This is a genomic window from Nisaea sp., from assembly GCF_034670185.1.
Taxonomy (GTDB): Bacteria; Pseudomonadota; Alphaproteobacteria; order Thalassobaculales; family Thalassobaculaceae; genus Nisaea.
Map to the genome: position 1 here is coordinate 403862 of NZ_JAXMNY010000001.1, position 24854 is coordinate 428715.

A 24854-nucleotide genomic window follows, 5' to 3' on the forward strand; every position below is an offset into this window, starting at 1 on the left:
CGATGCCGACCTTTGATCTGGCGTCGGTTCCGCTGCGGGACCTGAACCAGGCGCTCCACGCTGTGGAAGCAGGCAAGAACGAGACCACTTTCGAAGTGGTCAATCCGCGCGGCGCCCATGCGGTGGCCGTGGGAATCGATGCGCCGGTGCGCGTCGATGTGCATGGCAGTGTCGGCTATTACTGCGCCGGGATGAATGCCGAAGCAACGGTCACCGTGCATGGCAGCGTGGGCCCGGGTGTGGCGGAGAACATGATGTCCGGTACCGTCGTGGTGAAGGGCGATGCCAGCCAGTATGCCGGTGCCACAGGCCATGGCGGCCTGCTGGTGATCGAGGGCAACGCCTCCTCTCGCTGCGGCATTTCGATGAAGGGCATCGATATCGTCGTGAAAGGCAATATCGGCCATATGTCCGCTTTCATGGCGCAGGCCGGAAACCTTGTCGTGCTTGGCGATGCCGGCGATGCGCTTGGCGACTCGCTGTATGAAGCGAAACTCTTCGTGCGCGGCGCGGTGAAAAGCCTTGGCGCCGATTGCGTGAAGAAGAAGATGCGGCCGAAACATCTGGCGCTGCTCGCGGACCTCTTGGCGAAGGCCGGTATCACAGACGTGAAGCCGGAGGAGTTCACCCGATACGGCTCCGCCCGCACGCTTTACAATTTCAACATCGACAATGTCGACGCGTATTGAGGCCGGACAGATGACCTATAAAAATCCCCCGACCACGCCGCGCCAGTCCGCCACCTTCGACGATTACACGCTGTCGGAAATCCGCCGCGCCGCCGCAACAGGCATCTATGACATCCGGGGTGCCGGTGCGAAGCGCAAGGTGCCGCATTTCGACGATCTGCTGTTCCTCGGCGCCTCGATCTCCCGCTATCCGCTGGAAGGCTACCGTGAGGCTTGCGGGACCAATGTGGTGCTCGGCGCCCGGCATGCGAAAAAGCCGATCGAGTTGAAGATCCCGATCACCATCGCCGGAATGAGCTTCGGCTCACTCTCCGGCCCCGCCAAGGAAGCGCTGGGGCGCGGCGCGACGCTTGCCGGAACCTCCACGACCACCGGAGACGGCGGCATGACGGAGGAAGAGCGCGGGCATTCCGGAATTCTCGTCTACCAGTATCTGCCGTCCCGTTACGGCATGAACCCGCGCGATCTGCGCCGGGCCGACGCCATCGAGGTGGTTGTCGGGCAGGGCGCTAAACCGGGCGGCGGTGGTATGCTGCTTGGCCAGAAGATCTCCGACCGGGTGGCGGCAATGCGTACCCTGCCGCCGGGTATTGACCAGCGCTCCGCTTGCCGGCACCCGGACTGGACAGGTCCCGACGATCTGGAGATCAAGATTCAGGAGCTGCGCGAGATCACCGACTGGGAAAAGCCGATCTATGTGAAGGTCGGTGGCGCGCGGCCCTATTATGACACCGCGCTGGCAGTGAAATCCGGCGCCGATGTGGTGGTGCTGGACGGCATGCAGGGCGGTACGGCGGCGACCCAGGAAGTCTTTATCGAGAATGTCGGCCTGCCGACGCTGGCCTGCATCCGGCCCGCCGTGCAGGCGCTGCAGGATCTCGGCATGCACCGCAAGGTTCAGCTCGTCATTTCCGGCGGTGTGCGGAACGGTGCGGATGTCGCCAAGGCGCTGGCGCTCGGCGCGGACGCAGTCTCCATCGGCACGGCGGCGCTGGTTGCCATCGGCGATAACGATCCGCGCTGGGAAGAGGAATACCAGGCCCTCGGCACGAACGCCGGTGCATATGACGACTGGCACGAGGGCCGCGATCCGGCGGGCATTTCCACCCAGGACCCGGAGCTTATGAAGCGTGTCGACCCGGTTGCGGCCGGGCGCAGGCTGGCGAATTACCTGAAGGTGATGACACTGGAAGCGCAGACCATCGCCCGGGCCTGCGGCAAGAGCCATGTGCATAATCTCGAGCCGGAAGATCTCTGTGCGCTGAGCATCGAGGCGTCGGCCATGGCTGGCGTGCCGCTCGCGGGGACGGACTGGATACCGGGCAAGAGCGGACTTTAGGAACACGGTAAGACGCTGCGATCAACGCGGCGCGCGCCGAGGGAGACGACAGGGGACATTGGAGGTTTCATGACGAAGGATCTCGCGGCTTTCGCGAAAGAGAAGGGGGTCAAGTATTTCATGATCTCCTTTACCGACCTGTTCGGCGCCCAGCGCGCCAAGCTGGTTCCGGCCCAGGCGATTGCCGGCATGCAGGAAGAGGGTGCCGGTTTTGCCGGCTTCGCCGCTTGGCTCGACATGACACCGGCCCACCCGGATCTGTTCGCGGTGCCGGACGCCTCGACGGCAATCCAGCTTCCCTGGCGTAAGGACGTGGCCTGGGTCGCGGGCGATTGCATCATGGAGGGCAAGCCGGTTGAGCAGGCGCCGCGCAACACGCTGAAGCGGATGGTCGATCTTGCCGCCGGGCAGGGCCTGCGGGTGAAGACCGGGATCGAAGCTGAATATTTCCTGATCCTGCCGGACGGTACCGAGATTTCCGACCCGTTCGATACCGCCGAGAAACCCTGTTACGACCAGCAGGCGGTGATGCGCCGCTATGACGTGATCTCCGAGATTTGCGACTACATGCTGGAGCTCGGCTGGGGCCCGTACCAGAATGATCATGAGGACGCGAACGGCCAGTTCGAAATGAACTGGGAATTTGACGATGCCCTGAAGACGGCGGACAAGCATTCCTTCTTCAAGTTCATGGTCAAGTCCGTGGCCGAGAAACACGGACTGCGCGCGACCTTCATGCCGAAGCCGTTCAAGCACCTGACCGGCAATGGCTGCCATTGCCATGTCTCGGTCTGGGACAAGAAGGGCAAGGAGAATGCATTCGCCGACAAGAAGGACGAACTCGGTCTCTCGAAAGAGGGGATGCACTTCCTCGGCGGCATCATGAAGCACGCCCAGGGCATGACGGCGATCACCAATCCGACAGTGAACTCCTACAAGCGCATCAATGCGGCGGGTACGCTCTCCGGTGCGACATGGGCGCCGAACTCGGTTACCTGGTCCGGAAACAACCGCACCCATATGGTCCGCGTGCCGGGGCCGGGCCGCTTCGAGTTGCGCCTGCCTGACGGAGCCACGAACCCGTATCTGCTGCAGGCGGTTGTCATCGCCGCCGGTCTCGACGGACTGAAAACCAAAGCCGATCCGGGCAATCGCCATGACAACGACATGTATGCCCAGCCGGAACTGGCAGCCGATGCGCCCCGCCTGCCGCTGAACATGCTGGACGCGTTGCGGACGTTCGATGCGGATTCAGGGCTGAAAGCGATTCTTGGCGAGGAATTCTCGGCTGCTTTCCTGAAGTTGAAATTGGGCGAGTGGAATTCCTACACATCGCACCTCACCGAATGGGAGCGCGAAACCACGCTCGACATTTGAGAATTGAGGTGCCCTGATAGACGCTCGCCGCGCCTGATAGGGATGCCCTGATGACACAATTGAACGAACTGACTGCGTCCGAAGCCGCCCGGGTTCTGGCGGCGGGGGAAGCCTCTGCTGAAGATATGATGCGCGCCTGCCTGGATCGCGTTAGCGAACGCGATGACACGGTCCGGGCCTGGGCTTTCCTCGATCCGGAACTGGCGCTTTCCAGCGCGCGCGCCGCGGACAGTCATCGCAAGGCAGGCAACGCGCTCGGCCCTCTGCACGGCGTGCCGGTGGGCATCAAGGACATCATCGAGACTGCGGACATGCCGACCGAAAACGGCTCCGACCTCTTCCGAGGGCAGCGGACCGGGCGCGACGCCGATTGCGTCGCCCGGCTGCGCAACGCCGGTGCGGTGATCATGGGCAAGACTGTGACGACGGAGCTCGCAAACACCAACCCGAGCAAGACCCGCAATCCACACAATCCGGAGCACTCGCCGGGAGGGTCCTCAGCCGGATCCGGCGCGGCGGTCGCGGATTTCCAGGTTCCGCTCGCCCTTGGCACCCAGACCGGCGGTTCGGTGATCCGGCCCGGCTCGTTCAATGGCATCCATGCCCTGAAGCCGTCGCTCGGGCTGATCCAGCGCGAAGGCGTGCTAATGCAGTCGCATACGCTCGATACGGTCGGCGCCTATGGTCGCTCTGTCGAGGATCTGGCCTTGATAACGGACAGCATGGCTGCATTCGATGCCTCTGATGCTTTCAGTTTCGGCGGTCGGCGTTCAAGCCTCTCCGCTGCCTTGGACATGGACATACCGGCGCCGCGATTTGCTTTTCTTGAGACCCCGGCCTGGCCGGAGGCTGATGATGGCGCGCGCAAAGCCATTGAGCAGGTGGTAGACGGGCTGGGCGCTCGTTGCGTTCGGGAGACTCTGCCGTCTCCCTTCGATCGCATCCTCGACTTTCATGCCACGGTCATGGCGGCGGAAATGGTGCCCTATTATGGCCCCCTCATCGACGCCAGTCCTGACAAGGCCAGCGATATGGTGAAGGCACGCCTCGCCGTGGCCCGCAAGGTCGCCGCCGGTGATTACGTGGAGGCGCTGCTGGCGCGCGGACCGATAAACGACTCCCTGATATCGCTGCTGGACCGCTACGACGCGGTGCTCTGCCTGCCGGCGACTGGTCCGGCGCCGCACGGTTTCGCCACCACGGGATCGGCCGTGTTCAACGGTCTCTGGACCTATCTCGGCGTGCCCTGCGTGACCCTGCCCCGACTAAGCGTTGACGGTTTGCCGCTCGGAGTTCAACTCGTCGGCAAGCCGGGTGACGACGGCAAGCTGCTGCGCACAGCGCGCTGGTTGGACCAGCAGCTGGCCGGTTAGCCCAAAATCTCTAGTCTGCTGCTTGTGCTTCTTTCAGCTCGGCGCGTGCCCGCTTCTGCCGGAACGCCTCGCGCTGGGCGATATAGAGCGTGCTGGCGACGATCAGTCCGGCGCCGATGATAGTCCGCTCGTCAGGAACCTCTCCGAACACCAGATAGCCCGCGAAGGCGATGGTGATCAGCCGGAGATACTGGAAGACAGAAATCGCGCTGGCCTCGCCGACGGCATAAGCCTTGATGTCGAAATAGACGCGGGCGGTCGCCCCGACACTGAGCACACCCAGGATGATCCAGAGCGACTGATCGGGCCAGACCCAGTGGGACAGCGCGGGCGGGGCGCTGGCCAGTGTGGCCATCATCATGAAATAGATCATCAGCGTGCCGGGCGGATCATCCTTCGAGAGGACCTTCCCCTGGATCAGCAGAACAGCGAACAGGGCGGCACTGATCAGAGCCGCCAGCATGGCGAACTCGATGGTGTCCAGGGTCGGGTTTACCACAACGACAATCCCGGCAAACCCGACCAGGGTGGCACCCCAGCGGTGTATGCCGACTTTCTCGCCAAGCATCGGCCCGGCCAGCGCGGTCATGAAGAGCGGGGTCGAGAAGAACAACACCGACGCCGTGGTGATCGGCAGGTTGCTGAGGGCATAGAAGCCCGCATTCATCGAGATTGCCCCGATGGCACCGCGCACCAGATGCTTTTTCCAGTGCCGGCTGAACAGCACGTTTTTGCCGGAGCCGATGACAAAGGGCGCCATCATGGCCAGCGAGAGCACGCAGCGCACGAACACGATCTGCGTGGATGACAGACCGTCGGAGGCCATCTTGACCCCGACGGTCATCACAGTCGCCGCCAGACAGGAGGCGATGATCCACAGCGCTCCCTGGAGATTGCCGGAGAGCGCTGCTTTGGGCATGGGTCAGACCAGTCCTTCGAGGCCGCCGTCGACGCTGAGCGCCTGGCCCGTGATATGCGCGCCGGCTTTCGAGCAGAGGAACAGGATCATCGAGGCGATATCGTCCGCCGTCACGAAGGTCTTGAGAGAGGCTATCGAGGCCAGCTCGTCCCGCATCGCGTTTTCGGAGACCTTCTTCGCCGCCGCCTTGGCCTTGATCACCCGGTCGATCCGGGCACCTTCGACCGCGCCCGGGTGAACGGTGTTACAGCGGATCTGGTCGGTCCCGAGTTCGATGGCAATCGTCCGGGTGAACCCGACGATGCCCCATTTCGCGGCGGAATAGGGACTACGCATCGGGAAGCCGAATTTACCGGCGGCCGAGGACAGGTTGACGATTGAGCCGCCACCCGCGTCACGCAGATACGGTATGGCCATCTGGGTCATCAGGAAGGTGCAAGTGAGGTTGATGTCGATGCAGGACTCCCAATCCTCGAAATCGACATCTTCAACCGGCCCGGTCGGCCCGGCGGTGCCCGCATTGTTCACCAGAATGTCGAGCCCGCCGAGATCATCGATCGCGGCATTGAACATTTTCTTCAACGCCTCTTTGTTGGAGACGTCCGTCAGGGTGCCGTTAAGGTTCGGGACCTTGTCTCGCGCATCCTCAAGCTGGTCCTGATCGATATCGCAGATGAAGACTTTGGCTCCCGCCGCACTGAACAGTTCCGCGGTACGGCGGCCGATGCCCCCGGCGCCTGCCGTGATTAGTGCGCGTTTGCCCGTTAGATCGAGCTTCATGATTTCCCCCAATTTGCAGATTTTAATTAGTCTGGAGGAGTGACTATAGCGGGATTGCTGCAGTGCGGCAGCAGGGAAAACGGCGCGGGATTCATTCCATAGAGGAGAAAAACCGGGCTACTTCTCGAACCGGCTCTTCGCCTTGTCGCGGGCCTGTTCCTTGTTCTCGCTGCCATAGACCAGGCCGGCGATCACGAAGGCGAGGGAGAGGCCAAGGGCGGACATGGTGGCGCCGAAGCCCCAGAGTGGGCCGTATTCTCGGCCGATGAAGACAATGCCGTACCAGAAAGAGAAGAAGGACGCGACGGCAGCCATCAGCAGGAAGCCGATGCGCACGCACAGTCCGCCGATGCGGTTGGCCGACATCAGCTCGCGGAAGGCGGCACTGGTTTCGGCATCACGGATTGCCTTGGTGATGTCCTTGCGGGCGCGCTTGGTCCAGTCGCCGACACGCATTCCGGTTTTTCCGTCGGTTCGCCCGGGATTGAGGATCACTTCTTTCAGATCGTCGACGATCTCTTTTGCTCGCTCTTCGGCAGGGCGCCGCTTAAGGCTGGGAAATGCCGAGTCGTTGTCGCGGTCCTTTTTGTCGTCAGAAGAGGCATCGCGTGTCAGATCGAACACGGAGGGTGTACGGTCGTCGGCCATCAGGCTGGCGGCTCCTCTGAAGCTGTTCATCGCATAAACCTCACGCGCATCCCTGCGCGACCATTTCATGCAAGTAGCGGTTCAGGGTCGTCGTTGCAACAGGCTCGGCAGGATCGAACAGCAGGGTTAGGGCTGCCGTTTCAGGATCGTAGCGCCGGACGGAGATCTTGGCGTTGAACAGCGCGCCGGGCCCGGCGGTCGGTACCAGCACGCGGAGTTCCGCCCGGTCGTCCGGCTTCAGGTTGCCGTAATAGCCGACGATCTTGATGCCATGTGTATTCCAGTCATCGATCGTATAGGGGGTCGATCCGACCACGGCGGTCATCGGGGCAGTTGCACGCGGCGCGCGGCGGCGCTCACCGGCCAGGGACTGGTCGACGGGCTCGGAAATGGACTGCGACATGGGCGGCCTCGTTTCTGTCATTCGCTGTTTTCTTGGCGGTCCCGGCCCTTCTGTTCCGGCCCGCAGTGGATGACGGACTTCTAAGCAACCTGCGTGCCATTTTTCTGGCCGCCGCGCGAATTCCTTAAAATAGTTTGAGTCTTGTTGTTTTTTGTCAGATTTGGCGCGCGGCGGTTCCCGGTCCGGCAAGTTCTGCCGGACTGAAGCTGCCGGATGGCGGCGGTGTGCCTAGCTGTGCCGGGCGATGACCTGATCCCTGGAGGGCCAGGCCGGCCGGGTTGCGATATCTTTCGAGGCGCAGGCACTGCAGCGCATCCGGGTGCCGATCTCGGGCACGGGATAATCCGGGCCGAGCTGCGAGATCAGCATGGCTGTCGCAGCTTCGGCATTGTGCCCACAGCGGTTGCACCAGCAGAACACGCCAATCCCGGCCCGCGCGAGATCTGCGAGAGTAGCCGGTCGGCTGCGCTGCTCGTCCCGTTGCAGGGCCTTGTCTTTGAAGCGTCCCATCTGTCGTGTCCATGCTGGAAACCAGAAAAGAACATAACAAGAACATTCCGGGCGAACAAGCGTATGACAGGATCTTCGGGACTACGTTCCGGTGACGACTAGAGGTGTGACCAGACAGGCTTGGCCGTGCCGATGGGGCCGGCCGGGATATCCCAGGAGACCGGCACGCCAGCGATCGTCACCGCAGAGGCGAGGCGGCGGGCGGGACCCCAATGGGTCTCCTCGATATCCGGGGCGAGGTCGGCTTTGGTTTCCGGGGCGAATTCCGGCTCGTCCGCGCTTTTCTTCTGGCTTTCAAGCAGCACGGCGGTGCGGGCAAGGGACGTGCGGAAGTGGCTGCCGTCACCGCTTCTGATACGTTCAGCAAGGCCGCTGACGGCTGCTGCCGCGACGATGAAGCCGGTTGCGTAATCCAGTGCCTGGACTGGAAGCGGTGTCGGCTTGTCCTTGCCGTAATGACGCATGCCGGTCTCGGCGATGCCACTGCTCATCTGCACGATGCTGTCGAAGCCGCGCCGTCCAGCCCACGGCCCCGTCCAGCCATAGGCGCAAAGCGCGACATCGACCAGCCCGGGATTGAGAGACCGGCGTACTGACGCGCCGAGGCCGAGACCTTCGAGTGCGTCCCCGCGATAGCCATGCACCATGACATCTGCTTCCGCGATCAGTTCCTGCAGGCGCTGTCTGTCCGCTTCCTTGCGCAGGTCGAGAACGGCGGACCGTTTGCCGAGGGTCATTTCCTCCGCCAGCGCCTCAACCCAGAGATCGGTCGGCGGGTCGATCCGGAGAACGTCGGCCCCGTATCCGGCAAGAAAACGGGTGGCGGTCGGTCCGGCCAGCACCCGCGTCAGGTCGAGCACCCGGATACCGCCCAGCGGGCGGGCGTGGTTTATCGCCCAATTTGCGGGGGAGGGCCCGGAGAAAGCCTCGTGATAGAGCAATGGCTCGGAGGCGACTGCCTTGCCCTGCGGATGGGCGGCCCAGGCGGCGCTGGAGCGCAACTCGCCGGCGCAGCCGCCTGCTGCGACAACAGCGTCTTCAAGTTCCGCTGCATTCCATTCTGCTACGGCCTTCGCGACGTCGGCCCGTTCGGTCTTGCTGCTGTCTGGCACCGAAAGGACGGAAAGGGCCGCCTTGCGATGGTGCGGCGCATTGGTGTGGAGACGGATCCAGCCATCCTTCGTTGCGTAATCTCCAGCCACGGCATCCCATTGTGCGGGCAAATCCCAACCGTCTGGCCGCAGCGAGCTTTTGTACCAGAAAGAGGCGAGTCGGCGGTCCACATCGACAGCAGGGGCTGTGTCATGCCGTGCGGCGATCAGATCGGCAATAGCCTGCCCGGCGGCAGCGAAGGAGGCGGCCGCCAGGTCTGTCACGGCATACGCGGACGGCAAGGCGCCGACCCCGGTAACGGTTGGCGCCGAATGATCGGACAGCCGGGCGGCTTTCCGGATGTCGGAGAGAAAGGCATCGAATGGGGGCATGATTTCAACCGGTGACGAGGCGGGGCAGTTTTTCAAATTTAGAGATAACGTCTACCAAAGATGGTGAAGACGCGATCTTTTTGTAACCCGATACCAGCTCAAAGGTCGGCTGACGCTGGCCTTTCCGTTGATTCTTGGAGATTGAGAACAGCGGCAGCTCGTGGCTGTGCCGGAAAATCGAGAAGGCGGCGCCATCGTCGGAATGGTCGATTGCATAGTCGCGCCATTCGCCGGAGATAACCCGGCTTGAGTAAAGAGCGAGGAGCTGGCCGAGTTCTTTTTTTGTGAAGAAGAGACCGCGTTGCGGCGACCGGCTTTTCTTGAGCCGAATCAAATCCGCCATGAGCTGATCACCGTTGGATTTGTTGCCGTTTCATGAAAGACAGTTTTCCCGAAAAATCGCCCGGCGTAAAGGCCACGATACAGGAAAGCAGGGAGACCGTTAGAGCGGTTTGATTTCGGCGGGCGCGCCATGTAGGTTGCGCTCTTCCGCCTGATGCCGGAGGCGCTGAGTGCTGTCCGGAACCAAGGCGGTGAGACTTGTCCGCCGGTCCATTCGTTCGAGCGAGCGAGCGGAGGCGGCGCATCGCAACGGAGATACGCGTGGCAGACATTTTTCGCGAGATTGACGAAGAACTCCAGCAGGAGAAGGCGGCCAAGCTTTGGAAGCGGTATGGCCCCTATGTCATCGCGCTTGCGGTCCTGGTTATAGCGGCAGTTGCCGGATACCGTTTCTGGCAGTCCTACGAGGCAGATCAGCGGGCGGCACAGTCCGCTCGTTATGAAGCTGCTGCGAGAGCTGTCGGCGAAGATCCCGCAGCGGCGGCGGCCGGGTTCGGCGCGCTCGCCGGCGACAGCAATGCCGGTTACGCGGCTCTTGCGACCCTGCGTCAGGCTGCAGCCTCGATCGAGGCTGGCGATACCGAAGGCGGGGTGCTGATTTACAAGAAACTGATGGATGATCAGGGTGCGCCCGCGCTGCTCCGCGATCTGGCCCGTCTGCTTTCCATCTCGCATCGAATCGATAGCGGTGATCCGGCGGTACTCTCCCGGGAAGTTTCCGCGCTCGCCAATACCACTGGTCCCTGGCGCTCGCTGGCTCGCGAGACCGAAGCGATGATTGCGCTGAAGGCTGGTGACAAGGCGAAGGCCCTTGAAATTCTGCAGACGCTCAACGCCGATGCGGCGATACCACGGCAGCAGCGGGCCCGGATAACGGAACTGATCAGCGCCATCGGCGCCGAGTGAGCGGGAGCGTTCCATGAGTGGCATGCGTTCCTGGCGGGCCCTTGGCCTGGCATTCTTTGCGGCAACTCTCCTGCAGGGCTGTAGCGCTGACTCCCTGTTCTTCGGGGAGGAAGAGGATGGTCCGCCGCTGGAAGGCGAACGGCTGCCGATCCTCGCGCTTGAGAAGAGTTTGACCGCAGACCCGAATCTTGCCGGATTGAAGATCGTTCTGCCGCGACCGTTCGAGAACAAGGACTGGCCGCAGCCGGGCGGCAATGCAGTGCATGCCATGCAGCATCTGGCGGCTGGAGATGTCCTGAAACGCGCCTGGTCGACCAGTGTCGGCAGTGGCTCGGGCGATGACACCCAGCTAATCGCGAGCCCGATCGTCGTCGATGGTCTGATTTACACGATGGATAGTGAAGGAGAAATCTCCGCGCTCTCCGTGGCGAATGGCGACCGGGTTTGGTCCGCTGAAACGCGCCCTGACGACGAGGATGAAACCATCTTCCCGGGTGCGATCTCTGCCGGTGACGGCAAGCTGGTCGCGGCGACCGGATATGGCGAGGTGATCGCTTTCGATCTGAAGGATGGATCGGAAGTTTGGCGCACACGGCTGCCCGGACCGGTTCGCGCTGCGCCGACCGTGGTTGACGGCCGGATCTTGGTCAGCATTCTCGGAAACCAGTCCTTCTCGCTCGATCTCAGGGACGGAAACCGGATCTGGTCACATACCGGAATCTCAGAAGAGTCCGCGCTGCTCGGTATTGCCAGTCCGGCAGTGAGCGGCGGCTCGGCTATCATTCCCTATTCATCCGGCGAGATTTTCGTTCTCCGGGTCGAGAACGGCCGCCTGATCTGGAATGACAATCTAAGTTCGGCCAGGAGCCGCAACGCGGTTTCCCGGCTTTCGGACATTCGCGGTAATCCGGTTGTGGATGACGGCCTCGTTATCGCCATCAGCCAGGCCGGGCGCCTGTTGGCGACGGACTTGAAGTCCGGCCGCAGGGTCTGGGAAGCGCGCGTCGGCGGCAATCAGACGCCGTGGGTTGCCGGTGACTATATCTTCGTGGTGTCGGATCTCGGTGAGGTGCTGGCCATGACCAAGCGTCGCGGCCAGATCCGTTGGATCCAGCAATTGCCGGTATTCGAGAATCCCGAAGACAAGGAAGGCATCATCACCTATGCCGGGCCGGTGCTTGTCAGCGACCGTCTGCTGGTGGGAGCTTCGACCGGGGATGTCTATGCGATTTCGCCCTATACGGGGGATATTCTGGGTAAAATTGACATCGGGTCGCCGGTTTTCCTGCCGCCTATCGTCGCGGGAGGAACTGTGTTCTTCCTGACCGATAACGGCGATCTTGAGGCTTACCGCTAGAACCTTTGCCTGGTGGGGCGGGGTTCCCGCATGGCGGCTATGCCGCAACAATGCTTGATCTGAGGCGTGTCTGCGGACTACGGAACAGCCATGAGTTTTACAGTCGCCATCATCGGTCGGCCTAATGTCGGCAAATCGACCATCTTCAACCGGCTCATCGGCAAGCGTCTCGCTATTGTCGACGATCAGCCGGGGGTTACCCGCGACCGTCGCGAGGGTGAGGGGCGGGTCGGTGACCTGACCTTCCGCCTATTCGATACGGCAGGCCTGGAAGACGCCGACAACGAAAGCCTCGAGGGCCGCATGCGGCAACAGACGGAGGCGGCTGTTGCCGAAGCGGATGCAGTTCTGTTCGTGATCGACGCCCGTGCCGGTGTTACTCCGCTGGACGATCACTTCGCCCGCTGGCTCCGCCGCGAGAAGCAGAAGGTCATCCTGGTCGCCAATAAATGCGAGGGCAAGGCGGGCAAGCCGGGCCTTTACGAGTCCTTCGGGCTCGGTCTTGGCGATCCGGTGCCGCTTTCCGCCGAACATGGCGAGGGGCTGAGTGAGCTTTACGATGCGCTCACCGCCTTCGCGCCGGAGAGTGCGCATGACGACTACAGCGATCTCGACGATGACGGAGAGAACGCTGACGATATCGTCGAGGAAGCTCCCGACGGAGCGGTGACCTGGCGCGATGCCAAGGCTCCGGACACGATCCGGCTGGCGATTGTCGGCCGTCCGAATGTGGGCAAGTCGACCTTCGTGAACGCCTTGCTCGGCGAGGACCGCATGCTGACCGGTCCTGAGGCCGGGATCACCCGCGATGCGATCGAGAGCGACTGGGAATTCGAGGGGCAACCTTTCAAGCTGTTCGATACGGCCGGTCTGCGCCGCCGTTCGAAAGTGACCAAGCGGCTTGAATATCTCTCCGGTGAGGATACCCGCCGGGCTATCCAGTTCGCCCATGTCGTGGTGCTGATGCTCGATGCCAGCACCATGCTGGAAAAGCAGGACCTGACCATCGCCCGCATGGTGGTCGAGGAGGGCCGGGCCCTCGTCATCGCCGCCAACAAGTGGGACATTGTCGAGAATCGCGAGAAGGCCCTTGGTCAACTTCGTGACCGGCTGCAAACGTCGCTGCCGCAGGTGAAGGGGATTCCCTACATCACCATCTCCGCCGAACGCGGCCGCAATCTCGACAAGTTGCTGCATTCCATCGTTGAGACCTACGACACCTGGAACCGCCGGGTGTCGACCTCGCGCCTCAACCGCTGGCTCGCGGACATGACGGCTCAGCATTCGCCGCCGCTGGCCAAGGGTCGCCGGATCAAGCTGCGCTACATGACGCAGATCAAGACCCGTCCGCCGACCTTTGCCGCCTTCGTCAGTCAGCCAACGGAACTGCCGGAAGCCTATACGCGCTATCTGGTGAACGGCCTGCGTGAGAGCTTCCAGCTCACGGCGGTGCCGATCCGGTTCTATCTGCGCGGCAGCAAGAACCCATACGTCAACGACGACTAAGCACTTGATTCCCGAGTGGACTTGGCAACCGGTGGGGAAGGGGACATCATGGTGGTCCTGCCTTTCCCAATCGAGGTCCCGCCATGTCTGCCGCACCAAAGAAGCCCGCTCCATTATGGCAATGGAGCGCTGTGGAGCTATCTGGAGCCATCCGGGATGCGCGTGTCAGCGCATCTGATGCCGTAAGCTCCGTTGTCGACCGGATCCGCGCCGCGAACGGCCATCTGAATGCCATCGTCGTCGATCAGACGGACGCCGCGCTGGAGCAGGCCGCGTCCTATGACGAGATCCTGAAGCAGGACGGCCCGATCGGCCCGCTGCACGGTGTCCCGGTCGCCATCAAGATCAATGTCGATCAGAAAGGCACCGCCAACAGCAATGGTGTGACGGCTTTCAAGGACCTGATTGCCCCTGACGATGCCCCGGTTGTCCGGAACCTGAAAAAGGCCGGTGCGATCATCGTCGGACGCTCCAACACTCCGGAATTCTCTTTCCGGGCGACCACCGTGAACGAGTTGCACGGCCGGACCTACAATCCATGGGATGACAATCACTCGCCTGGCGGCTCCTCCGGCGGCGCCTCCTCGGCCGTGGCTGCGGGTTTCTGTCCGATCGCCCATGGCAACGATATCGGCGGTTCTCTTAGGTTTCCGGCCTACCAGACCGGGACCGTGACCGTTAAGCCCGGCCAGGGCCGGGTGCCAGCCTACAACCCCTCCGGCGCCGAGGAACGCTCTCTGCTGGCGCAGTTGATGTCGGTTCAGGGCATCATCGCCCGAGAGGTGCGCGACGTGCGTCTGGCGACCCGGGTGCTGATGCAGCACGATCCGCACGATCCGTTGCAGGTTCCGATGCCGTTCGACGGTCCGCCGGTGGACCAGCCGATCAAGGTCGCTTTCTGCCGCGAGACCAATGGCTACAAGATCCATCCGGCGGTCGAGGCTGCACTGGAAGGCGCAGCGGCGGAGCTGGAGAAGGCCGGGTATGTCGTCGAGGAGGCGAGCCCGCCGATGATTCAGGAAGCGGCGGCTGAAGCCCTGCCGGCACTCTATGCCGATTGCGAGATTTTCATCGGCGACGCCATCCAGAAATACGGCAGCGCCGACATCAAGAAAGTCTTCGACTTCTATTTCGAGAACTATCCGCCGACCGACGCTGTCGGCCTGTTGCGGACGATGTCCCGCCGAACCCGGTATCTGCGTGCCTGGAACCTGTTCCTGGAAGAGTATCCGCTGGTCCTGACGCCCTTCATGATGCGGCCGGGCTTCACCTGGAACGAGGATGCGGACAGCTCGGCGGGTGTGCGCGATATCTTCGACTCGTCCGTCTATAGCTGGCTGATCAATTTCCTCGGCCTGCCTGCCGCCATCGCGCCTGCGGGCTATCACGAGGAACTCCCGCTCTCGGTCCAGATTATCGGCCGGCGCTTCCGGGAAGACCTGACACTGGATGCGGCGGAGTGCCTGGAGCGTGTGAACGGTATCCAGGTTCACGAGCTGTGGCGCCGCAAGGGGCTGCTCTAGGTATCTGTGTCACGCCGGATCGCGAGTGCGTCAGTACCGCGATCCGGTCTTGTTCACGCGGCGGCTTAGCCGTCATACTTCGTGGTATGAGCCACCGTCGCATCACCCGTCACCAGCTTTCGGTTGACGATATCGCCGCTCTCTATGACACGCTTCTGGAGAGCCAGAAGAGGCGCTACTACCGCCGTTGGAAGGTCGAGACACCCGTGTTCAACTCCAAACGTAAACGTGAGGTGGTGCAGGACGAGGTCCGGCTGAAACGGCTGCAGGAACGGGCAGACGGCATTGAGTACGCTCTTCGCTATGAGGATCTGACGATACGTCAGCGCCGGGAGATGGAGCAGACGGCCCGCAATCTTCGGCTGGCGGCGAAGGGAATGAAGACTGATACGGACAAGTAAGGCGCGCGCCTTACTTGCGCGGATTCGGACGGAGGCCATACTGTCGTTGAGTCCTTTCTCCGTTTTCGATTGAGCCCTTCGCGTGAATCAAACCATCGACGTTGCCGCTGCAGATCCGACGCAGCACCCCTATCGCTGGGCAATGCTGTTTGGCGTCTGGCTGATTTATTTTGCCTTCGGCCTGACGATCAGCGCACTGGCCCCAATGGTTGGCCCCATCACACATGATCTCGGGCTCAGCCATGGAGCCATGGGGACCGTGCTCGGGGCCTGGCCCTTCATCTATATTGGCGCGGCGGTGCCTTGCGGCATCCTGCTGGACCGGATCGGTGCCCGCCGGGCTCTGTTGCTTGCCGCTATGATCATGGCCGCTTCCGGCCTTTGCCGGGCGATGGCCGTCGACCATCTTTCCCTGTTTCTCGCCGTCGGTATCTTCGGGTTCGGCGGGCCGCTGATTTCCATCGGGGCGCCGAAGATCATTGCCGAATGGTTCGAGGGCAAGGAGCGCGGCTTCGCCATGGGCATCTACATCACCGGCCCGGCCATCGGCGGCATCCTCTCGCTCAGTCTGACCAACGCGGTGGTGCTGCCCTTCCATGGTGGCGACTGGCGCATGGTGGTGACGGATTACGCTGCGATCACCGCCGCCGCCGGCTTTATCTGGCTGCTGATTGCCCGGCATGCGGAAGCGCGGGCGCGCGAGGCTGCCGAGAAGGCGGCTCCGAAACGGCCCCAGATCGAAATCTTCCGGGAGCTGATGGCCAATCCGGTGGTGCGGGTCATCCTCGCCATGAGCGTCGGTATTTTCTTCTTCAATCATGGCACCAATAACTGGCTGCCGGAGATCCTGAAATCGACGGGCATGAGTGCCGTCGATGCGGGCTACTGGGCGGCGCTGCCGACCATGGTCGGTGTGCTCGGCTCCCTGACCATTCCGCGTCTGGCGACGCCGGAGCGGCGCGGCGCGATCCTTGGCGGGTTGTTCGTGCTGGCCGGCCTTTGCACCCTGCTGCTGCAGCTCGGAGAGGGGCCGGGGCTTATCCTGGCGCTGATCTTCCAAGGTTTGGCGCGCGGCTCGATGATGACCATTGCCCTGCTGTTCCTGGTCGAGGCGCGCGGTGTGGGATCGAAGAATGCGGGTTCCGCCGGCGGGCTGTTCTTTTCAGCGGCGGAAATCGGTGGCGTCTCAGGTCCGGTCGCTATCGGGGTGATCCATGACATGACCGGCGGCTTCACCGTCAGTCTATGGGTGCTGACGGGCGTGTGTGCGCTGCTTCTGCTCGGGCTTGTGTTCGGAATCCAGAGACCCGCAGCAAAGGCGCGCGTTTAAACGGCCTGTCCGGCGCTCCAGCCGCTGGACCAGGCCCACTGGAAATTGTAGCCGCCGAGCCAGCCGGTGACATCCACGGCCTCGCCGATGAAATAGAGACCGGGCTGGGCTTTTACTTCCATGGTCTTCTGATTAAGCGCGGCGGTGTCGATGCCGCCGAGGGTGACTTCGGCGGTTCGGTAGCCTTCCGATCCGAAGGGCTTCACGCGCCAGCGGTTCACCCGTTCGCCGAGCTGGCGGAGTGCCTTGTCACTGGTGTCTCCAAGCGGACGGGCGAGGGCGGATTCCTCTGTGATTGCCGTCGACAGGCGCTTCGGCAGATGCTCCGCGAGAGCGGTCTGGACAGCCTGTTTACCGTTGCCGGATTTACCTGCGATCAAGTGGCCGGCAATGTCCACTCCCGGCGCGAGATCCACGGTGATTTCCGCGCCTTCCCGCCAGAAGGAGGAGATCTGCAGGATCGACGGGCCGCTGAGGCCGCGATGGGTGAACAGAAGTCCCTCGGCGAAGCGCGTTTTGCCTGATGCGACGACCGCGTCGACGGAAATGCCGGAGAGCGGTTTAAGCCGCTCCAGCATGTCCGCGTCATAGGTAAGAGGAACGAGACCCGGGCGCGTCTCGATCACCGCGATGCCGAATTGTTCGGCGATCGTGTACGCGAAACCGGTGGCGCCCATCTTCGGGATCGACTTCCCGCCGGTGGCGATGACGACTGACGCGGCCTCGACCGGGCCGGAGGAGAGCGCAACGCGAAAGCCGTCTCCCTGCCGCTCTATCCCGTCCACTTTCGTAGACAGTTCCATCCGGACGCCAGCCTCGCCAAGTTCGGCCAACAGCATGTCGATGATGGCTTTTGCCGAGCTGTCGCAGAACAACTGGCCGAGGGTTTTCTCGTGGTAGGCGATATTGTGCTTCTCGACGAGGGCAATGAAATCGCGCTGGGTATAGCGCCTCAGAGCGGAGATACAGAAGCGCGGGTTTGCGGAGAGGAAGTTTTCCGGAGCGGCGCGGAGATTGGTGAAATTGCAGCGCCCACCGCCGGAGATCCGGATCTTTTCTCCCGCCGCCACGGCATGGTCGACAAGCAGGACCGAGCGGCCGCGCTTGCCGGCTTCGGCGGCGCACATCATGCCGGCGGCACCAGCGCCGATAATCAGACAATCAACTTTGCGCATCGTGGTGACAGCCGGGCTTAATCCGGCTTTCTCCCGGTCGGAGATGTATCATCCTTCGGGGATGTGTCGTCTTTGCCGATCAGTTCCTGTTCCGCCTCTCTGGCTTCCTCTGCGGCCTCTTCACGCTCCTTCAGAATGCGCTTGCGTTCGGCCTCCTGGGATTCTTTCTCGGCATTCCGGGCGGCTTCCGCATCGGCCATTTCGGGATTCGCCGTCTTGAAATACTCCTGGCTCTGCGGGGCCGCACCGCCCGCATCCTTTCCGCTGCGCTGGGGCTTGGCCTGGGTGACCATGACATTGGCTGACGGTGCGTTACCGTCCTTGTCCTCGCCGAAATAGAGTGTTTGATGCGGGAACGGAATTTCGACCCCCTCGGCGTCGAACCGCCGCTTCACGCGACGCAGGAATTCGCGCCGAATCGACCATTGCCGGCCAGGCTTGGTTTTCAGACGGGTCCTGATGTTGACACTGGAATCGGCGAGGTCCTGCAGTCCGAAGACCTCGAACGGCCCGGCGATATCCCCCTGTAAGGCTTCGTCATTTGCCAGTTCGTCGCCGATTTCCTGCAGCAGTTTCATCACCGCTTCCGTGTCTTCGCGATAGGCGATGCCGACATCGACCAGCGCATAGGCGTAGTCCTTTGTCTTGTTGGTGATGATCTCGACGGTGCCGAATGGAATGGTATGCAGATCGCCGTTGACGTCGCGCACCCGCAGGGTGCGGATGCTCAGGGCTTCGACCGTTCCGGACATGCCGCCGACATCGATAAAGTCGCCGACATTCAGCGTGTCCTCAATCAGCAGGAAGATCCCGGAGATCACATCCTTGACGAGGGATTGTGAGCCGAAACCGATGGCCAGACCGATGATACTGGCACCGGCAAGCAAAGGTGTGATGTCGACGCCGAGCTCGGACAAGATGACGAACACGGCGAGCACGCCGATGACGATGACCACGGCACGCCGCAGCAGCGGCAGCAGGGTCCGCTCGCGCCCGCTCAGGATACCCGCGCTTTCCAGCACGAACAGCCGTCGTTCGACGAAAAGGCTGACGATTTCGGAGATAGCGACGGCACCGCCACCGACGACCAGGATCGTGGCGATGGCGCGTATCAGCACCTGACCGTTCTCCGAGGCGAAGAAGGCAGAAAGCTGGATGCCCCAAACTTCGAGCAACGCACCGAAAGCTGCAACCGAGATGAGGACGCGTGCACCAGCGAGGAGATGTGGCACATAGCGGTTCGCCCGCCGCTCCAGAGAGGGATAGCGATCGGTCATCTCATGGGAGATTGAGAAGGCCCAGTGACTGGCCGTATCGACCGCGAGCCAGGCGAGCCGCCAGACGATCACGATTATGACCATGAAGGCGGCGATCTCGCCGAGGCGCTTGAAGCCCGGATCTCCCATGGACATCAGGATCACCAGGCCCGCGGTGACATAGGCGATCGCGATCAGATGCCAGACGGCAGAGAGAACGGACCAGAAGGTACGGCCTGTCGCATTCTTGTCGGTGCTTGCGATGAACTGGGAGAAACTTGCGCGATTCTGCAGAATGAAGGCGGTCAAGAGTGCCCAGAGAGCGCCGTAGACCACCTTTTCAAGGGACAGGAAGGTTGCCGCCGGCATGCCGAGGATATAGGCGGCCTGCAGCCCCAGGATGCCGTATATGCCTGTTGCGACCACGCGGTTGGTCCAGACCACGAGATAGGCGCCGGTTGCTTCCGTTATATTCAGCGAGCGGCTGGCCAACCCGGCGGGTTTAAGCAAGGTGCGGATCAGGGCGAGGCAGGCGAGATGGGAGGCGACTGCAAAGACGAATGCCCGGCCGGCAAGTTGGACGTTCGTGCTGCTTATTGTCGTCAGAATGCCCTGCGTGACGGCGAAGAAAACCACGACCCGAATGCTGCGGAGCAGGAGCAGCGGCATCAGTGCGGCGAGATTACGCAGCAGCGTGCCGCGCATGACCCAGGCTTCCAGCCGGTCGATTGGACGGCGCAACAAATTGGTGGTCAATCGGACGGCAAGAAGCCCCAGAGCCGCGATGCCAGCAATCACGGCCATCCATTGCCCGATCCTGAAGAGTTTGTCCGGATCGGCCGCGAGGGCGGAAAGCGCCGGGATCAGGCTTTTCACGTCGGTCAGGGCTATCGCCGTATCAGAGAGCCGGCTTACGGCCCTCTGAAGAAAATCGCTGATACCCGTGACAACGTCCGACATCGCAGATGCGACGGTAGATCCGTCGTCGGGTTTTTCTTCCTCGGTCGCGGCCAGCAGCGTTTCCAGATCAGAAATCAGGGTATCGCGTTTGCCCTCGTCCTTCAGGGTGTCGAGCAGCGACTGAAGGCGCGCTGGACCGACTGTGGCAGATTCATCGACAGCGTTGCTTTCGGCAATTTCCTGGGCACTCGCCGGTGTCGGGGGCAGCCCGACAACGCCGAAAGCGCCGACACCAAGCGCGAGAGTCAGAAGCATCAGAATGGATTTTAAACGATATGGCATAGCTATCAGCGGTCCGGTCCTTCGGATTACTTGAACCATTTAAGTGATCTGAGCGCCCAGACTTCCAAGCCCACAATTAGTACCATGATCAGCGTCACGGCCCAGAAAGCCCAGGAGGTATCGGCTCCGGGCATGCCGGCGACGTTGATGCCGAGCAGACCGGTCAACAAACCGATCGGCAGGCAGATCGCGGATATAACAGACAAAATGTACAGGCGCCGGTTTAGTTCCTCACTGCTGCGGTTCTGGATTGTGTCCTGAATCACCATGGCGCGTTCGCGGATTTCATCCAGGCTTTCGACATAGCGGATGACCCGATCTGCCGCTTCACTGAGCCCGCTCAACGTCTGCCGCGAAAACCATGACGGTGGATCGTTCGTCAGATGTCGCAGGGCGTCGCGCTGAGGCAGGATATAGCGTCTCAGAATGATGGTCCTGAGGCGCAGGGTTTGAAGTTCCCGGGTTGGGTGCTGCGTATCGCTTGCGGTTTGCTCTTCGTCCACCACATCGATGCGTTCTTCGAGGTCGTCGATCACCGGTTCCATGCGGCGGAACAGGCGCTCGGCGAGATGGACCAGGAGCTCGTCGGTGTCGGCGGGACGAAAGCCGTGCTCCAGCGCGGCGAGCGTGTCCTGCACGGCTAGCAGCCGGCGCAGGCGGACCGTGATCATGAAGCCGCGCTCGATCCAGATCCTGAGGCTGACCATGTCTTCAGGGTTGGCGCCGGGATTGAGATTCACGCCGCGCAACACGATCAGCACGCCATCGTCGAACCGCTGCACCCTGGGCCGGGTCTCTTCCGCGATGAGGGCGTCTGCGGCGATGTCGGGAATCCCTGCCTTCTGCTTGACCCAGCTGCGGGAGGGCTCCTCTCTTTGACTGAGGTGGACCCAGCAGAGACGCAATCCCTCCGGGCGGCCTTTGGCCAGGTGTCCCCAGTCGAGCTTTTGGACTTCGGGCTCATCGCTGAAGCCAATGCCGGCGATCAATCCGTCGATGTTATCCGCTGTATCCATCTGTCGCGTCCGTCCCCGTCGCGAGAATAACAGTCTTCAGTATAGGTAGGCTGTGCAATCGGGCAATGCCGCGCTGACGGATCAGAAGCCGGTGGCCCGATCCGGATAGTCGGTAATGATGCCGTCGACTCCGAGATCGACCAGACGCCTCATGTCCTGGACGTCGTTGACTGTCCAGACGATGACACTGAGGCCTTCTGCATGCGCCGCTTTCACCGCTTCTTTCGTGACGTTGCGGTGATAGGGAGACCAGACCGTGCAGCCTGCCGCTCTGGCGGCCTTCTGGATGGAGCCTGCGAAATCGTCCACGTCGAGACCGCCGAGCCAGGGAGAGGCGCCGTCCTTGCCAGCTTCCGCCGAGTCGAGCCAGCGTGCCTCGGCGCTGAGGCATAGGGTCGGAATGGCAGCATTGATCCGCTTGGCGGCGATCAGTGTCGACCAGTCGAAGCTTTGCAGGGTGATCCGGTCCAGAACGCCGGCGGTCCGGGCGGTCTCGATCAGCAGGCGGGCGAACGCTTCCGGCTCGGGAGTGTCGCTCGGCGCGAGCGGAGAGCGCTTGGTCTCGATATTGAAACGGACTGTCTCATTGCCCCGTGCCGCCACCATGGCGAAGAGGTCCGACAATTTCGGAACCCGTGTGCCATCGACCGGTGCCTGATCCGGAAAGCGCTTGGCATCGCGGCTGCCCGGACGGATTCGACCGACATCGTATGCTTCCAGCTCGGCCGCCGTCAGCGTGTTCAACAGGATTTCGCTGTCGATCCAGACGCCATCCCTGCGTGTATGGTCTTTCGAGAGAGCGCGGTCATGATGGATGACGGCAACGCCGTCCGCTGTCACCACCGTGTCGAGTTCCAGCACATCGACACCGAGATCGAGGGCTTTCTCGAAGGCGGGTAGTGAGTTCTCCGGGCTGAGGCCACGGGCGCCGCGGTGACCCTGGATCTCTACTGCTCCGGCGATGCCGGAAAACGTGGAGGCCAGAGCCGCCGCAATAGCGAAAGACCAGGAGAGGGTGTTAGGCATTCACCAGATCGCCGTTACGACGGCATTCCGGCGAGGCCAGCTCAATGAACAGGGGCACCAGGTCTTCCGGTGGCTTGACCGATGCCTGATCTTCTCCCGGATAGGCGGTGACACGCAGTTTCGTGCGGGTCGCGCCGGGGTTCAGCAGGTTTGCCCTGATATTACTCTTGGCATTTTCCGCCGCATAGCTCCGAACCATTGCTTCCAGAGCGGCCTTGCTCACCGCATAAGCGCCCCAGAACGGCTTCTCGCCGTGCGCGGCGTCGGCGGTCACGAAGATCGCCCGGCCCGCATCGGACTGGCGGAGCAAAGGGTCAAGGCTGCGTATCAGACGCTGGTTCGCGGTGAGGTTGGTCGCGATGACCTGTTCCCAGAGCTTGGGATCGTAATGATGCATCGGCGTCAGATTGCCGAGCATGCCGCCATTGGCGACCAGAATGTCGATCTTGCCGTAGCGCTCATGGAGGGCGGCACCAAGCCGGTCGATGGCCGGGTAGTCCGTCAGGTCCATGGGCACCAGGCTGGCGCTGCCGCCTGCCGCCTGGATCTCGTCGTCCAGTTCCTCCAGAGCGCCCACGGTGCGGGCTACAAGCACGACATGCGCGCCTTCGCGGGCAAAGGCCTTGGCAACGGCGGCGCCAATGCCGCGGGACGCGCCGGTGATTACCGCAATGCGGCCGTCAAGAATGCCGGTCATGGAACTCTCAGCAGATTGGTTTGGGTCAGGAAGCCTCGGCCAGCAGGGAGAGCTGCCGGACGTTCGATCCGTCGTTCTGGTCGATCAGAGCGATCGGATAGTCGCCGGTGAGGCAGGCGTCGCAATATTGTGGGTTTTCATTGTTGCGTGCGGCCTCGCCGACGGCCTGATAGAGGCCGTCATGGGATATGAAAGCGAGACTGTCGACGCCGATCAACTCAGCCATCTCATCCACCGACATTTTGGAAGCCAGCAGCTTTTCCCGTTCCGGCGTATCAACGCCGTAGAAGCAGGAATGGGTCGTCGGCGGGCTGGCGATCCGCATATGGACTTCCTTGGCACCGGCGGCGCGCACCATTTCGACGATCTTGGTCGAGGTGGTGCCGCGGACGATGGAATCGTCCACCAGAATGACGCGTTTGCCCTTGAGCTGCGCCGTGTTTGCATTGTGCTTCAGCTTCACGCCGAGATGGCGGACATGATCCGTCGGCTCGATGAAGGTCCGGCCGACATAGTGATTGCGGATAATACCCAGATCGAAGGAAATACCAGCCGCAGCGGCATAGCCGATAGCTGCCGGAACGCCGGAATCCGGTACCGGGACGACAACGTCGGCATCAACGTGGCTTTCCTTGGCCAGCACCGCGCCGATTTCCTTGCGCGAGTTATAGACGCTCTTGCCTTCCATCACGCTGTCCGGCCGGGCGAAGTAGATATATTCGAAGATGCAGAAACGGCTCGGTTTGCTGGCGAAGGGCTTCAGCGACTGAACGCCTTTGTCCGTGATGTAAACAACTTCGCCAGGCTCCACATCGCGCACATAGTCGGCGCCAATGATGTCGAGCGCGCAGGTCTCCGAGGCGAGGATATGCGCATCGCCCAGCTTGCCGAGCACCAGCGGACGAACGCCGTATGGGTCACGAATGCCGATCAGTGAGTCGCGGGAAAGGCAGACAAGCGAATAGGCACCGACGATCTTCTGCATGGCATCGACCACCCGGTCCAGCACAGTGTGCTGCGGGCTGCGTGCGACCAGATGAATGATGGTTTCGGTATCAGATGTGGACTGGAACAGGCAGCCCTGACGGACCAGGCTGTCGCGCAGGTCGATAGCGTTGGTCAGGTTGCCGTTATGGCAGAGCGCCATGCCGCCGAATTCGAAATCGGCGAAGAGCGGCTGGACGTTTCGGAGATTGGCCCCGCCGGTAGTGGCATAGCGGTTATGCCCGATGGAGGCGTGGCCCTTGAGCTGGTTGATGATCTTTGCCGACTCGTCGCCGAAATTCTCACCCACATGTCCGAGCGCCCGGTGGGCGTGAAAGTGGTTGCCGTCCCAGGAAACAATGCCGCAGGATTCCTGTCCGCGATGCTGCAGGGAGTGGAGGCCGAGAGCCGTGAGGGCGGCTGCATCAGGAGCGCCAAAGACGCCGAAGACGCCGCATTCCTCATGGAGATGATCGTCGTCCCAATCGGGGGACCGGTCCAACGGTTGTTTCAGATCCGTCACGGCGACATCCTCCTGCCGGTTGCTGTCCATGGCATCTTTATCGAAAGC

Annotated in this window: 23 protein-coding genes; 10 read left to right on the forward strand and 13 right to left on the reverse strand. The window is 62.1% G+C overall.

Annotated elements, in window-relative coordinates:
* Positions 1-2 precede the first annotated feature (2 nt).
* The 4 genes from VOI22_RS01870 (at position 3) to VOI22_RS01885 (ending at position 4778) form a co-directional block, all read left to right on the forward strand.
* A complete protein-coding gene (locus VOI22_RS01870; RefSeq protein WP_323794904.1) occupies positions 3-689 on the forward strand; it encodes a protein GlxC in 687 nt (228 codons plus the stop codon).
* Positions 690-699: 10 nt separating this feature from the next.
* On the forward strand, positions 700-2028 hold the full coding sequence (locus VOI22_RS01875; protein WP_323794905.1) for an FMN-binding glutamate synthase family protein: 1329 nt from the start codon (positions 700-702) through the stop codon (positions 2026-2028).
* 69 nt (positions 2029-2097) lie between these two features.
* Complete coding sequence (glnT, locus tag VOI22_RS01880; protein ID WP_323794906.1) at positions 2098-3405, forward strand: type III glutamate--ammonia ligase; 1308 nt, start codon at positions 2098-2100, stop codon at positions 3403-3405.
* A 50-nt stretch (positions 3406-3455) separates the two neighbouring features.
* Positions 3456-4778 carry an amidase gene (locus VOI22_RS01885; RefSeq protein WP_323794907.1) on the forward strand — a complete coding sequence of 441 codons (1323 nt, stop codon included), beginning with the start codon at positions 3456-3458 and terminating at the stop codon, positions 4776-4778.
* A gap of 10 nt (positions 4779-4788) precedes the next feature.
* Here VOI22_RS01885 and VOI22_RS01890 read toward each other — a convergent pair whose 3' ends face one another.
* From VOI22_RS01890 to VOI22_RS01920, 7 genes are all read right to left on the reverse strand, one after another.
* Entirely contained in the window at positions 4789-5697 is a 909-nt protein-coding gene (locus tag VOI22_RS01890; RefSeq protein ID WP_323794908.1) for a DMT family transporter, read from the reverse strand.
* Positions 5698-5700: 3 nt separating this feature from the next.
* Positions 5701-6477: an SDR family oxidoreductase gene (locus tag VOI22_RS01895; protein WP_323794909.1), complete on the reverse strand. Its 777-nt coding sequence runs from the start codon at positions 6475-6477 to the stop codon at positions 5701-5703.
* A 117-nt stretch (positions 6478-6594) separates the two neighbouring features.
* Positions 6595-7155, reverse strand: a complete 561-nt coding sequence (locus VOI22_RS01900) for a hypothetical protein (protein ID WP_323794910.1) — start codon at positions 7153-7155, stop codon at positions 6595-6597.
* Between the two features lie 10 nt (positions 7156-7165).
* Complete coding sequence (locus VOI22_RS01905; protein ID WP_323794911.1) at positions 7166-7528, reverse strand: hypothetical protein; 363 nt, start codon at positions 7526-7528, stop codon at positions 7166-7168.
* 228 nt (positions 7529-7756) lie between these two features.
* Entirely contained in the window at positions 7757-8038 is a 282-nt protein-coding gene (locus VOI22_RS01910) for a hypothetical protein (protein ID WP_323794912.1), read from the reverse strand.
* Positions 8039-8136: 98 nt separating this feature from the next.
* A complete protein-coding gene (locus VOI22_RS01915) occupies positions 8137-9522 on the reverse strand; it encodes a CoA transferase (protein ID WP_323794913.1) in 1386 nt (461 codons plus the stop codon).
* Positions 9523-9526: 4 nt separating this feature from the next.
* Entirely contained in the window at positions 9527-9865 is a 339-nt protein-coding gene (locus VOI22_RS01920; RefSeq protein ID WP_323794914.1) for a DUF2794 domain-containing protein, read from the reverse strand.
* 260 nt (positions 9866-10125) lie between these two features.
* On the opposite strand from VOI22_RS01920, the gene VOI22_RS01925 reads away from it, so the two are divergent.
* The 6 genes from VOI22_RS01925 (at position 10126) to VOI22_RS01950 (ending at position 16887) form a co-directional block, all read left to right on the forward strand.
* Positions 10126-10770: a tetratricopeptide repeat protein gene (locus VOI22_RS01925; RefSeq protein ID WP_323794915.1), complete on the forward strand. Its 645-nt coding sequence runs from the start codon at positions 10126-10128 to the stop codon at positions 10768-10770.
* Positions 10771-10783: 13 nt separating this feature from the next.
* The gene (locus tag VOI22_RS01930; protein WP_323794916.1) at positions 10784-12127 is read left to right on the forward strand and encodes a PQQ-binding-like beta-propeller repeat protein; all 1344 of its coding nucleotides are present in this window, start codon (positions 10784-10786) and stop codon (positions 12125-12127) included.
* Between the two features lie 90 nt (positions 12128-12217).
* On the forward strand, positions 12218-13633 hold the full coding sequence (gene der, locus VOI22_RS01935) for a ribosome biogenesis GTPase Der (protein WP_028465601.1): 1416 nt from the start codon (positions 12218-12220) through the stop codon (positions 13631-13633).
* Positions 13634-13716: 83 nt separating this feature from the next.
* Entirely contained in the window at positions 13717-15156 is a 1440-nt protein-coding gene (locus VOI22_RS01940) for an amidase (RefSeq protein WP_323794917.1), read from the forward strand.
* A gap of 86 nt (positions 15157-15242) precedes the next feature.
* On the forward strand, positions 15243-15557 hold the full coding sequence (locus tag VOI22_RS01945) for a hypothetical protein (RefSeq protein WP_028465599.1): 315 nt from the start codon (positions 15243-15245) through the stop codon (positions 15555-15557).
* Positions 15558-15639: 82 nt separating this feature from the next.
* Positions 15640-16887, forward strand: coding sequence for a CynX/NimT family MFS transporter (locus tag VOI22_RS01950; RefSeq protein ID WP_323794918.1), 1248 nt, complete (start codon positions 15640-15642; stop codon positions 16885-16887).
* On the opposite strand, the gene VOI22_RS01955 is transcribed toward VOI22_RS01950, so the two are convergent.
* The 6 genes from VOI22_RS01955 to purF all read right to left on the reverse strand — a co-directional run bounded on the left by VOI22_RS01955 (position 16884) and on the right by purF (position 24836).
* A complete protein-coding gene (locus VOI22_RS01955; RefSeq protein ID WP_323794919.1) occupies positions 16884-18062 on the reverse strand; it encodes an NAD(P)/FAD-dependent oxidoreductase in 1179 nt (392 codons plus the stop codon). The two genes, VOI22_RS01950 and VOI22_RS01955, sit on opposite strands and share 4 nt — an antisense overlap.
* 17 nt (positions 18063-18079) lie before the next feature.
* The gene (locus tag VOI22_RS01960; RefSeq protein WP_323794920.1) at positions 18080-20560 is read right to left on the reverse strand and encodes a mechanosensitive ion channel domain-containing protein; all 2481 of its coding nucleotides are present in this window, start codon (positions 20558-20560) and stop codon (positions 18080-18082) included.
* A 26-nt stretch (positions 20561-20586) separates the two neighbouring features.
* The gene (locus VOI22_RS01965; protein ID WP_323794921.1) at positions 20587-21576 is read right to left on the reverse strand and encodes a zinc transporter ZntB; all 990 of its coding nucleotides are present in this window, start codon (positions 21574-21576) and stop codon (positions 20587-20589) included.
* A gap of 81 nt (positions 21577-21657) precedes the next feature.
* Positions 21658-22602 carry a glycerophosphodiester phosphodiesterase gene (locus tag VOI22_RS01970; protein WP_323794922.1) on the reverse strand — a complete coding sequence of 315 codons (945 nt, stop codon included), beginning with the start codon at positions 22600-22602 and terminating at the stop codon, positions 21658-21660.
* Positions 22595-23299 carry an SDR family NAD(P)-dependent oxidoreductase gene (locus VOI22_RS01975; protein ID WP_323794923.1) on the reverse strand — a complete coding sequence of 235 codons (705 nt, stop codon included), beginning with the start codon at positions 23297-23299 and terminating at the stop codon, positions 22595-22597. Before VOI22_RS01975 ends, VOI22_RS01970 begins: the two co-directional genes overlap by 8 nt.
* 25 nt (positions 23300-23324) lie before the next feature.
* Positions 23325-24836: an amidophosphoribosyltransferase gene (gene purF / locus VOI22_RS01980; protein WP_323794924.1), complete on the reverse strand. Its 1512-nt coding sequence runs from the start codon at positions 24834-24836 to the stop codon at positions 23325-23327.
* Positions 24837-24854: the final 18 nt, after the last annotated feature.